A 10,997-nucleotide genomic window follows, 5' to 3' on the forward strand; every position below is an offset into this window, starting at 1 on the left:
CACGGATACAGAAGCTCGCGAACCTCGGTCCCGTGGGTGTTCTGTCGTCGTGTTGTACAATGAGGAAAGACCTCATGGTGCGATCGGCAACAAGGCGCCGATCTCGTTGGTGAATTCGGGAGGCGCAACCAGCCCGCCTCCCTGAATGAAGCCGGAAAACTCTAGCATCCGGTGGTCCAACGTTTGGGAGCGGTTCAAGACCGCCGAGGCTCTAATCGCCGTCAGCGGCAGGTCAGGATCGAAAGCTTCAACATTTTTCGATTGGGAGCTGGGTGCGATTGTCTCCAGTTTTCGGATCCGTTGTCCTGCTGATAGTCGCGGTCGACCTAGCGGTGCAAGTGATGCCATCACGACACCGTCTGTCGGCTTTGTCTGATCGGCGACATTAGGTTTGTTTGGCAGTTTCCTGTGGTGGTTCGGAGTAACTTTCTGAAACCCAACCAAAAAGATCTTTCCTTCGGCTCGATCGGCCCACATGGCACGGGTTTTGAAGATTGCCATGCGAGGCGGCGCGAGCTGCCTGCCTTTTACTCAGCGATGGATGGAACGAAAGAAGGAAGGCGATATGGTAGATTTGCGTCAAATCGCATTTTACGGCAAAGGGGGGATCGGCAAGTCCACCACCTCCCAAAATACGCTCGCAGCGCTTGTCGACCTCGGGCAGAAGATCCTGATCGTCGGATGCGACCCGAAAGCCGACTCCACCCGGCTGATCCTGAACGCCAAAGCACAGGACACGGTTCTTCATCTGGCGGCGCAGGAAGGTTCGGTGGAAGACCTTGAGCTCGAGGACGTGCTCAAGGCCGGCTACAAAGGCATCAAGTGCGTGGAGTCCGGCGGTCCGGAACCGGGCGTCGGCTGCGCCGGGCGCGGCGTCATCACCTCGATCAATTTCCTCGAAGAGAACGGTGCTTATGACGATGTCGACTACGTCTCCTATGACGTGCTCGGCGATGTGGTGTGCGGTGGCTTCGCGATGCCGATCCGTGAGAACAAGGCCCAGGAGATCTACATCGTGATGTCCGGCGAGATGATGGCGCTCTATGCCGCCAACAACATCGCCAAGGGCATCCTGAAATATGCCCATTCCGGCGGCGTGCGGCTCGGCGGCCTGATCTGTAACGAGCGCCAGACGGACCGCGAGCTCGACCTCTCCGAGGCGCTGGCTGCCAGGCTCAATTCCAAGCTCATCCACTTTGTGCCGCGTGACAACATCGTCCAGCACGCCGAGCTCAGGAAGATGACGGTGATCCAGTACGCGCCGGACTCCAAGCAGGCCGGGGAATATCGGGCGCTAGCCGAGAAGATCCATGCCAATTCGGGCCAAGGGACCATTCCGACCCCGATTACCATGGAAGAGCTCGAAGACATGCTGCTCGACTTCGGCATCATGAAGAGCGACGAGCAGATGCTGGCCGAATTACAGGCCAAGGAGTCAGCGGTGGTTGCGGCTCAATAACTGCCGCTGTCGACAGGACGCGCTGGCCCTTGAGCCAGCGCGTCCTTCCACGAAAGACGCTTCGGCGACGACGACCTAACCCGAACCTTGAAAGGGGGCAGGGGCCCATGAGCCTTGATTACGAGAATGACAGCGTTTTGCATGAAAAGCTCATTGCGGAAGTGTTAGCGCAATATCCAGACAAGGCGGCGAAGCGCCGCAAGAAGCACCTCAGCGTCGCAACGAGCCGCGACGAGCCTGGCGATGAGCCGAAGGCCCTTTCCGAATGCGACGTCAAATCGAACATCAAGTCCATTCCGGGCGTGATGACGATCCGCGGCTGCGCCTATGCCGGCTCCAAAGGCGTGGTATGGGGGCCGGTCAAGGACATGGTCCACATCTCGCACGGGCCGGTCGGTTGCGGTCATTATTCCTGGTCGCAACGCCGCAACTACTACGTCGGCCTGACGGGCATCGACACGTTCGTGACGCTGCAGTTCACCTCAGACTTCCAGGAAAAGGACATCGTGTTCGGCGGCGACAAGAAGCTTGAACAGGTCATCGACGAGATCGAGGAGCTTTTCCCCCTCAACAACGGCATCAGCGTGCAGTCGGAATGCCCGATCGGGCTGATTGGCGACGACATTGAGGCGGTGTCGCGCAAGAAGGCCAAGGAGCACGAAAAGACGATCGTGCCGGTGCGCTGCGAGGGCTTCCGCGGCGTCTCGCAATCGCTCGGCCATCACATCGCCAACGACGCCATCCGTGACTGGGTTTTCGACAAGAACGAAGTCGAGTTTGAGACCGGCCCTTACGATGTCAACGTCGTCGGCGACTACAATATCGGTGGCGACGCGTGGGCTACGCGCATTCTATTGGAGGAGGTGGGGCTGCGCGTGGTCGGCAACTGGTCGGGTGATGCCACGCTCGCTGAGGTCGAGCGCGCGCCAAAGGCCAAGCTGAACCTCATCCACTGCTACCGCTCGATGAACTACATCTGTCGGCACATGGAGGAAAAATACGGCATCCCGTGGATGGAATACAATTTCTTTGGTCCGTCCCAGATCGAAACCTCCCTGCGCGAAATAGCCAAGCACTTCGGTCCGGAAATCGTCGACAAGACCGAGGCTGTCATCACCAAGTACCGGCCCCTGGTCGATGCTGTCGTCGACAAGTACCGGCCGCGCCTCGAAGGCAAGACGGTGATGCTCTATGTCGGCGGCCTGCGTCCTCGCCACGTCATCACGGCCTATGAGGACCTCGGCATGCGGATCGTCGGCACCGGCTACGAGTTCGCCCACAACGACGACTATCAGCGCACCGGCCATTATGTGAACAAGGGTACGCTGATCTATGACGACGTGACCGGTTACGAGCTGGAAAAGTTCATCGAAGGCATCCGCCCCGACCTTGTTGGGTCCGGCATTAAAGAGAAGTATCCGGTGCAGAAGATGGGCATCCCCTTCCGCCAGATGCACTCCTGGGATTATTCCGGCCCGTATCACGGCTATGACGGCTTCGCCATATTCGCCCGCGACATGGATCTGGCCATCAATAATCCGGTGTGGGATCTCTACGACGTCCCCTGGAAAAAAGAGGCCGCGCCAGCTGAGGCGGTTGCGGCCGAATGAGAGCCTGGCCTGTCTTGGGAAGGGGCAGGCCAGGCTCTTCCCATCGGACTTGATCCGCACTCGTGACAGATGACATCCCATTGCCGCCACCGGTGCGGCGCGATGAAAAGAAAGGTGCTTACTATGCCGCAGTCGGCGGAAAAAGTTCTCGACCATGCTCCCCTGTTCCGCGAGCCGGAATACAGGCAGATGCTCGCCGAGAAGAAAGCCAATTTCGAATGCCCCCACCCGGATCAGGTCGTTGCCGATCAAAACGACTTCACGAAGACCTGGGAGTATCGCGAAAAGAACCTGGGCCGCGAAGCCCTGGTCGTGAACCCGGCCAAAGCCTGCCAGCCGCTCGGTGCCGTCTTCGCAGCCGCAGGCTTTGAGCAAACGATGTCCTTCGTCCATGGCAGCCAGGGCTGCGTCGCTTATTACCGTTCGCATCTGTCGCGTCACTTCAAGGAGCCTTCATCGGCGGTCTCGTCCTCGATGACGGAGGACGCGGCAGTGTTCGGCGGGTTGAAGAACATGGTCGACGGGCTCGCCAATACATACAAGCTCTACGATCCGAAGATGATCGCCGTCTCGACCACCTGCATGGCCGAAGTCATTGGAGACGACCTCCACGGCTTCATCGAAAACGCAAAGAACGAAGGGTCGGTCCCGCACGACTTCGATGTTCCTTTCGCCCACACGCCTGCCTTCGTCGGCAGCCACGTCGATGGCTATGACGGCATGATCAAGGGCATTCTGGAGAACTTCTGGAAAGGCAACGAGCGGAAGGAGGTTGCTCAAGCCATCAACATCATTCCCGGCTTCGACGGCTTCTGCGTCGGCAACAACCGCGAACTGAAGCGCCTGCTCGACATGATGGGCGTATCCTACATCTTCATCCAGGATGCCTCCGACCAGTTCGACACGCCGTCTGACGGTACGTACCGCATGTATGACGGCGGCACGAAGATCGAGGACTTGAAAACGGCGTTGAATGCCGAAGCGACCCTGTCGCTGCAGCACTATAACACGCGCAAAACGCTGGAATATTGCAAGGAGGTCGGTCAGGTTACGGCTTCGTTCCATTATCCGCTGGGTGTTCAGGCGACCGACGAATTCCTGATGAAGGTCTCGGAGATTACCGGCAAGGAAATTCCTCCGACAATCGGCCTGGAACGCGGCCGTCTCGTCGACGCTATGGCAGATAGCCAAGCCTGGCTGCACGGGAAGAAATACGCGATCTACGGCGATCCTGACTTCGTCTACGCCGTTGCCCGGTTCGTCTTGGAAACCGGCGGTGAGCCGACCCACTGCCTTGCTACCAACGGCACGTCGGCCTGGGAAGCCGAGATGAAGGCGTTGCTCGCATCCTCGCCCTTCGGCAAGGATGCCCAGGTCTGGGCGGGCAAGGACCTGTGGGCGTTGCGCTCGCTGCTCTTTACCGAGCCGGTTGATCTTATGATCGGCAATTCCTATGGCAAGTATCTCGAGCGCGACACCGGCACCCCATTGATCCGGCTGACCTTTCCGATATTCGACCGGCACCATCACCACCGTTTCCCGCTCATGGGCTACCAGGGCGGCCTGCGCGTCCTGACGACGATCCTCGACAAGATCTTCGACAAGCTCGATCGCGAGACGAGCGAGCCGGGTGTGACGGACTATTCTTACGACCTGACCCGCTAGGAGCGGCGGCGGTCGGCCTTGTGAGGCCGGCCGCCTTCATCTGAACTTGGAGACCGCAATGCCCTTGCTCAATGCTAAAGTCCAGGATGTCTTTGACGAGCCTGCCTGCGAGAAGAACCGCAGCAAGGATTCCAAGGCGCGCAAAAACGGCTGTTCGAAGCCGCTGATCCCCGGGGCGGCAGCCGGCGGATGCGCTTTCGATGGCGCCAAGATCGTGCTGCAGCCGATCACCGACGTCGCGCACCTGATCCATGGGCCTCTCGGCTGTGAGGGCAATTCCTGGGACAACCGCGGATCGGCTTCCTCAGGTCCAACGCTCTGGCGCACCAGTTTCACGACCGACCTCACTGAAACCGAAGTGGTGATGGGGCACGGCGAGCGGAAACTTTTTAAAGCAATCCGCGAGATCAAGGAGGCCTATGCTCCACCGGCGATTTTCGTCTATTCGACCTGTGTGACAGCATTGATCGGCGACGACATCGAGGCCGTCTGCAAGCGGGCCGCGGAAAAATTCGGCCTTCCGGTGGTGCCGGTCAACGCACCGGGCTTTGCCGGCTCCAAGAACCTTGGCAATAAGCTCGCCGGTGAAGCGTTGCTCGATCATGTGATCGGCAGCGTAGAGCCGAACGACGTGACCGCCTACGACATCAATATCATTGGTGAGTTCAACCTATCCGGCGAGTTTTGGCTGGTAAAGCCGCTTCTTGACCGGCTGGGGATCAGAGTAAGGGCCTGCATTCCAGGAGACGCCCGATATCTTGACATTGCTTCTGCGCATCGCGCCAAGGCGTCCATGTTGGTGTGCTCGACAGCACTCATCAACCTCGCCCGCAAAATGGAGGAGCTCTGGGATATCCCGTTCTTCGAAGGCTCCTTTTACGGAATTACCGACACCTCGGAAGCACTCAGACAGATCGCCAAGCTGCTCGTGATGCAGGGGGCGGATCCCGAAATCCTCGAGCGCACCGAGGCATTGATCGCGGAGGAGGAGGCGATTGCCTGGATGAAACTCGCAGCATATCGACCAAGGCTTGAAGGCAAGCGCGTGTTGCTCAACACCGGCGGCGTCAAGTCCTGGTCGGTTGTCCATGCGCTGATGGAGGTGGGCATCGAGATCGTGGGCACCTCGGTCAAGAAATCCACGCCTGAAGACAAGGAACGTATCAAGCAACTCCTGAAAGACGAAAAACACCTGTTCGAGTCGATGGCGCCGCGCGAGCTTTATAACATGCTCGCCGACGGTAAAGCCGACATCATGTTGTCTGGCGGGCGCACGCAATTCATCGCGCTGAAGGCCAAGACACCTTGGCTCGATATCAACCAGGAACGCCACCACCCCTATGCCGGCTATGACGGCATGGTGGAGCTCGTTCGCCAGATCGATCTTGCTATTCACAATCCGATCTGGATGGAGGTGCGGGAGCCGGCACCGTGGGAATGCCAGCATGCGGTGGAAGAAGAACTGACGAATACCAAGAGCGAGAACGAGACTGGGTACGTCTTGCAAAACTTTGTCGGCGCGGTCGCCGGCAGCTTCGGCAAGCGTTGAGGAAAGCCGATGGTTCAAGTCTTTCCCCAGACCAAATCAGCTGCGGTCAATCCGCTGAAATCGTCGCAGCCGCTCGGCGCCGCGCTCGCCTTTCTTGGCGTCGAGCGTGCCGTGCCGCTGTTCCACGGCAGCCAGGGCTGCACCAGCTTGGCGCTGGTACTTTTAGTCCGGCACTTTAAGGAAGCCATTCCCTTGCAGACAACGGCATTGGACGCAGTGGCGACCATTCTTGGCGGCGCAGGCAATCTGGAAGAGGCGATCCTAAATCTCAAGAGGCGCGCAAAACCCAAGCTGATCGGAATTTGCACGACAGCCCTGGTGGAAACCCGCGGCGAAGATTTCGCAGGCGATCTCGCCAACATCAAGCGGGATCGTGCCGATGAGCTCGCGGGTACGGAGGTTGTGCTGGCGAATACCCCGGATTTCGAGGGAGCGATCGAAGAGGGATGGGCGAAGGCCGTCATCTCTATGGTCGAGCGCATCACCACTCCAGGCGAGCAGAGCCGCCACCAAAAGAAGATTGCGATCCTACCAGGATGGCATCTGACAGTCGCTGACATCGAGCTTCTGCGCGAAACGGTCGAAAGCTTCGGTCTGAAGCCGGTGATCCTGCCGGACATTTCCGGCTCTCTCGACGGCACGGTGCCCGGCGATCGTTGGGTTCCGACCACCTATGGCGGTACTCCCGTCGACGAGATACAAGAGCTTGGCACGGCGGCGCAATGTATCGCGATCGGCGAGCATATGCGCCGCCCCGCAGAGCTACTGCGGACCCGGACGGGAGTCCCTTACGCATTGTTCCAGTCGCTGACAGGATTGAAACGAGCCGACCGGTTCGTCTCGTTTCTTTCTGAGATTTCTGGTGCGCCGGTGCCAGCAAACATCCGCCGTCGCCGAGCACAGCTGCAGGACGCCCTGCTCGACGGACATTTCCATTTCGGAGGCAAGAAAATCGCAATTGCTGTGGAGCCGGACCAGCTCTACCAATTCGCTACCTTCTTCACCGGCATGGGCGCCGAAATCGCGGCAGCGGTCACCACGACCGGCACCTCAAAAATACTCGCGGAAATGCCGGCCGAATCGCTCCAGGTCGGTGATCTTGGCGATCTCGAAGAACTTGCCGTCGGCGCTGATCTTCTCGTCACGCATTCGCATGGACGACAAGCGGCGGAGCGCCTTGGGATTCCGCTCATGCGGGTGGGCTTCCCGATATACGACCGACTCGGCAGCCAGCATAAGCTCACAAGTCTCTATCAGGGAACGCGCGACCTGATCTTCGATGTTTCCAACATCTTCCAGGCCAATCAGCGCGCGCCGTGTCCTGGATCGCTTGATCCCTCCCGCAAAGGAGAACTGCCTAGATGATCGCCGCTCGTCGCCTTTCCCTCGTCCCTGACGGGGTTCACTCGTCAGCTCCAAAACGGAAGGCTGGCGCGTTGCGCGTCGCAATCGCCACTCAAGATATGAAATCTCTCGACGCCCATTTCGGATCGGCAAAACGTTTCGTCGTCTATGATGTGAGTCCCGACGACTGGAAACTGGTGGAAGTCCTGGACTTCGAAGACGTTTCCGACCAGAGCGGAAAGCATCGGAACGAGGACGTCGATCGTATTAACCCGAAGGTGAAGGCGTTGGAAGGTTGTCACTTATTGTTCTGTCTGGCGATCGGTGGGCCATCGGCAGCCCGAGTTGTTTCGGCCAAAATCCACCCAATTAAAGTATCCGATCCTCAACTGATCGAAGATGTTTTGTCGCGAACTCGGGCGATGCTCAGGACTACTCCGCCACCCTGGTTACGCAAGGTGCTAACCGAAGCAGGCGCCATTGAAAAGAAGCCTTTCGATGAGGAGGACTAAGAAATGGGTACATTGACAGGAAGTACGGATGGCCCTGCTGTCAACGAGGATGGGGATCTCGCCACCCCTTTTCTCAGATGCCTGATAAGGCTCATTCGCGCTCAGGATGCCCATGGGGCGTGGGAAGGCAAATCGGACACTGACCTGCTGGCCGACTTCATCCTCACCAAGGAGCAGCGCCGTAAGATCCCGATCATAGGCGATCCGGATCCGTATGTGCTGTGGAGGCTACAGAACTTTTACAGTTGCGTGGGGCTTGTGATCGAAGAGTGCACAGGCCTGTTGGCATCGCCGATCATGACGATCGGCCATGAGGGCTTCGGCCGCTTGCTTTTCACGACTGGACGGTTGGTCGTTCTGTCGAAGACCCTGCGCGATGTCCACCGGTTCGGCTTTGAGACGCTAGGCAAGCTCGCCGCGACCGGCACGAAAATGGTCGATGACGCTATTGAAGTTATCGAAACCTATCCCGACGTGGCGCGGGCATCATGAAATCAATTTTCGAGGAAAGAGATCATGTCAGACATTGTGGAGCAGCTGAAGAAGGTCCGCAAGCTGCAGTCCCGCGCCGCCGCTGCCAAAATCTCAGCATTTGCAATGGCCAGAACGAGAGTTCGATGGTGAGCTCACTGGCATGATCATGGCTCTCAACCACGCGGCGGTTGCCGCCTGAAGAACTGCCAGACTCTCGTTGCCGCAGACGACATTGCTGCGCAATCTCGCGAACAAATCAGGAGAACGGTGTTGCGTTTCACAATCTTTTGCGGCCTCCTGCTGCTCGTCGTCTGGGCGAAGGCACTAACGAGTTACTTCGTCTGGCATTCCATCCACGAAGTCATCGTTGCAATGGTGGCTAGTTTGTTGCTTCTTCAGTGGGCGTATATCGCAAGCCTGCTCTTTTCCATCTGGCAATCCAGCCGTAATTACAGGAGTCGCCAAAGGGCTCGACGATCCGATCATCGCTAGACTAGAACGTGGTGTCAGCCACAGCCTATCATGAGGGCGAAAACCTCGGCGTTCTTTGGAACGCCTCTCATCAAATCAGATCCAACCATGAGTCAACGGAATTCGAACCTGCCGGATGACGTGGATGCGTCGAGAGCCCTATCGCCGCGCAAGCTCTGCAACCTCGGCCGTGCCATGATGACGTGTAACAGGTGGCCTGCTCATGCCCTATCTGTGGTGGCTCCGACTTCATTCGCGGCGGCGAGACCGTCAGCGAAGTGCTGGACTATGTTCATGCTTCCTTCCGTGTCGTGCATCATGTCCAGCCCCGCTTTACCTGCAAAGCAAAATTGGCCCTTGTTTAGATAGTCGAGGCCGCACTGCCAGAACACAGCGAGGCGATTTTGTCTTGTGGCCAGGTATGTGAAAGACGCTCATGCGAGCCCACTGGACAGGAGAGGTCAGCATTTGAATTTAAAAAGGTACCTTGATCCAAAAGTGGATGTGCTCGCTTCAGTAGCTGAATTGGATGGTCTGTACCGCGTCCAGAGGACCATAAAGAAACGTAAGTTATAAGGCTGAGCCTATGAATTTCATGAGAACGGAGCAGGGGCTTCTCTGCGTTTCAATTGCCGTTACCATCCTCCTTGCCTGCATCGGCATTTTGTTCGGGATCATTTCAGGTTCGTTCGCAATCATATTCGATGGTGTCTACGCATTGACGGACGCTGCTATGACTGTCGTAGCTCTGCTTGTTACAAAGCTCATCGCGTCATCCGAAGCGCCCTCCAGCAAAGGAAAACTTATCGAGCATTTCACGATGGGGTTCTGGCATCTTGAGCCCATAGTCTTGGCTCTCAACGGCATTCTCATAACCGGGTCGGCTGTTTACGCACTTGTCAACGCAATCGGCAGCATTTTGCATGGGGGACGTCCGCTCAACTTTAGTCAAGCGATCGTCTACTCCGTCGTAACACTCGGTGTGACAGCCACCATGGGGGTTATTGGTGATCGAGCTAATCGTAAGATCAAATCTGATTTCGTTGCCCTGGATACGAAAGCTTGGCTGATGTCCGCCGGGCTAACGATCGGGTTACTCGTCGCGTTTGCCATCGGATATTTCATTCAGGGGTCTTCTTACGAATGGATCTCGCCGTTTATTGACCCGGTCGCGCTGGCATTAATCTGCATTGTGATCATTCCCATTCCGGCGGGCACGGTTCGGCGAGCGCTCGCCGACATACTGCTTGTTACGCCATTAGATCTCAAACAACAAGTTGACGCGGTCGCCAAAACAATCATCGAACGACATGGATTCATATCCCACCGGGCTTATGTGGCCCGGGTCGGCCGAGGCCGGCAAATCGAGCTACATTTCGTTGTCTCAGAGGACCTCCCGGCGAGGAAATTGCAGGAATGGGATAAGATCCGTGACGAAATCGGGCTCGCGATTGGTAACGAGGGTCCGAGTCGTCGGCTCACCATCGCCTTTACAACCGATCCTGAGTGGGCGGATTAGGATTTTGAACCGAATTTGGAGCCCTGTATCGCAGGCATTCCATAGCGGGCGTGATCCTCGAACCGGATGCATAGCTCGGCGTTTTTTCCAGCCACCATGCGTCAATTTGTAAGCGACAAGCCGTGGCCGTTCAGGCGGCGTAGTTCCATGGCATGAGCGCGTCGATTTCACTGCTGGGCCATCCATTCGCAAGGCGCTCAAGCGTCTGGGTCAACCAAGCTTGCGGATCGACTGCATTCATCTTTGCCGTTTGCAGGAGCGTCGCGATGGTCGCCCAAGTCCGGCCGCCACCGTCGCTTCCAGCGAATAGACTATTTTTTCTCGTGATCGCTTGGGGTCTGATTGCTCGCTCGACTATGTTGGAGTCGAGTTCGATGCGGCCGTCGGTCAGGAA

11 protein-coding genes are annotated in these 10,997 nt (G+C 57.6%); 9 read left to right on the forward strand and 2 right to left on the reverse strand.

Going from position 1 to position 10,997, the window contains the following annotated elements; translation table 11 throughout:
- Positions 1-72: 72 nt before the first annotated feature.
- Positions 73-501 (reverse strand): hypothetical protein, encoded by a 429-nt coding sequence (locus tag CO660_RS34415; RefSeq protein WP_064820026.1) that lies wholly within the window; start codon positions 499-501, stop codon positions 73-75.
- A 64-nt stretch (positions 502-565) separates the two neighbouring features.
- Between CO660_RS34415 and nifH the strand changes: the two genes are divergently transcribed.
- The 9 genes from nifH to CO660_RS31645 all read left to right on the forward strand — a co-directional run bounded on the left by nifH (position 566) and on the right by CO660_RS31645 (position 10,603).
- On the forward strand, positions 566-1,459 hold the full coding sequence (gene nifH, locus CO660_RS31600; protein ID WP_040111861.1) for a nitrogenase iron protein: 894 nt from the start codon (positions 566-568) through the stop codon (positions 1,457-1,459).
- 107 nt (positions 1,460-1,566) lie between these two features.
- Positions 1,567-3,069: a nitrogenase molybdenum-iron protein alpha chain gene (gene nifD / locus CO660_RS31605; RefSeq protein WP_064820025.1), complete on the forward strand. Its 1,503-nt coding sequence runs from the start codon at positions 1,567-1,569 to the stop codon at positions 3,067-3,069.
- A 123-nt stretch (positions 3,070-3,192) separates the two neighbouring features.
- Positions 3,193-4,734, forward strand: coding sequence for a nitrogenase molybdenum-iron protein subunit beta (nifK, locus tag CO660_RS31610; RefSeq protein ID WP_018247184.1), 1,542 nt, complete (start codon positions 3,193-3,195; stop codon positions 4,732-4,734).
- 58 nt (positions 4,735-4,792) lie between these two features.
- Positions 4,793-6,283: a nitrogenase iron-molybdenum cofactor biosynthesis protein NifE gene (nifE, locus tag CO660_RS31615; RefSeq protein WP_012489544.1), complete on the forward strand. Its 1,491-nt coding sequence runs from the start codon at positions 4,793-4,795 to the stop codon at positions 6,281-6,283.
- Positions 6,284-6,292: 9 nt separating this feature from the next.
- Positions 6,293-7,648, forward strand: a complete 1,356-nt coding sequence (gene nifN, locus CO660_RS31620) for a nitrogenase iron-molybdenum cofactor biosynthesis protein NifN (RefSeq protein WP_012489543.1) — start codon at positions 6,293-6,295, stop codon at positions 7,646-7,648.
- Positions 7,645-8,139 carry a nitrogen fixation protein NifX gene (gene nifX / locus CO660_RS31625; protein ID WP_008536565.1) on the forward strand — a complete coding sequence of 165 codons (495 nt, stop codon included), beginning with the start codon at positions 7,645-7,647 and terminating at the stop codon, positions 8,137-8,139. Before nifN ends, nifX begins: the two co-directional genes overlap by 4 nt.
- A 3-nt stretch (positions 8,140-8,142) precedes the next feature.
- Positions 8,143-8,631, forward strand: a complete 489-nt coding sequence (locus tag CO660_RS31630) for a NifX-associated nitrogen fixation protein (RefSeq protein WP_097601812.1) — start codon at positions 8,143-8,145, stop codon at positions 8,629-8,631.
- 665 nt (positions 8,632-9,296) lie between these two features.
- The gene (locus CO660_RS34605; RefSeq protein ID WP_196411598.1) at positions 9,297-9,449 is read left to right on the forward strand and encodes an IS66 family transposase zinc-finger binding domain-containing protein; all 153 of its coding nucleotides are present in this window, start codon (positions 9,297-9,299) and stop codon (positions 9,447-9,449) included.
- A 221-nt stretch (positions 9,450-9,670) separates the two neighbouring features.
- Positions 9,671-10,603: a cation transporter gene (locus CO660_RS31645; RefSeq protein ID WP_012489540.1), complete on the forward strand. Its 933-nt coding sequence runs from the start codon at positions 9,671-9,673 to the stop codon at positions 10,601-10,603.
- 130 nt (positions 10,604-10,733) lie between these two features.
- Here the strand turns inward: CO660_RS31645 and CO660_RS31650 are convergent.
- A partial coding sequence (locus CO660_RS31650; RefSeq protein WP_141504961.1) for a transposase domain-containing protein occupies positions 10,734-10,997 on the reverse strand: 264 nt, incomplete at its 5' end.

Origin of the sequence: Rhizobium sp. L9 (assembly GCF_002531885.1) — a bacterium.
Taxonomy (GTDB): domain Bacteria; phylum Pseudomonadota; class Alphaproteobacteria; order Rhizobiales; family Rhizobiaceae; genus Rhizobium.

Coding starts and splice junctions, on each gene's coding strand:
- CO660_RS34415 (WP_064820026.1), bottom strand. CDS start 501: ATGGCAATCTTCAAAACCCGTGCCATGTGGGCCGATCGAGCCGAAGGA.
- nifH (WP_040111861.1), top strand. CDS start 566: ATGGTAGATTTGCGTCAAATCGCATTTTACGGCAAAGGGGGGATCGGC.
- nifD (WP_064820025.1), top strand. CDS start 1,567: ATGAGCCTTGATTACGAGAATGACAGCGTTTTGCATGAAAAGCTCATT.
- nifK (WP_018247184.1), top strand. CDS start 3,193: ATGCCGCAGTCGGCGGAAAAAGTTCTCGACCATGCTCCCCTGTTCCGC.
- nifE (WP_012489544.1), top strand. CDS start 4,793: ATGCCCTTGCTCAATGCTAAAGTCCAGGATGTCTTTGACGAGCCTGCC.
- nifN (WP_012489543.1), top strand. CDS start 6,293: ATGGTTCAAGTCTTTCCCCAGACCAAATCAGCTGCGGTCAATCCGCTG.
- nifX (WP_008536565.1), top strand. CDS start 7,645: ATGATCGCCGCTCGTCGCCTTTCCCTCGTCCCTGACGGGGTTCACTCG.
- CO660_RS31630 (WP_097601812.1), top strand. CDS start 8,143: ATGGGTACATTGACAGGAAGTACGGATGGCCCTGCTGTCAACGAGGAT.
- CO660_RS31645 (WP_012489540.1), top strand. CDS start 9,671: ATGAATTTCATGAGAACGGAGCAGGGGCTTCTCTGCGTTTCAATTGCC.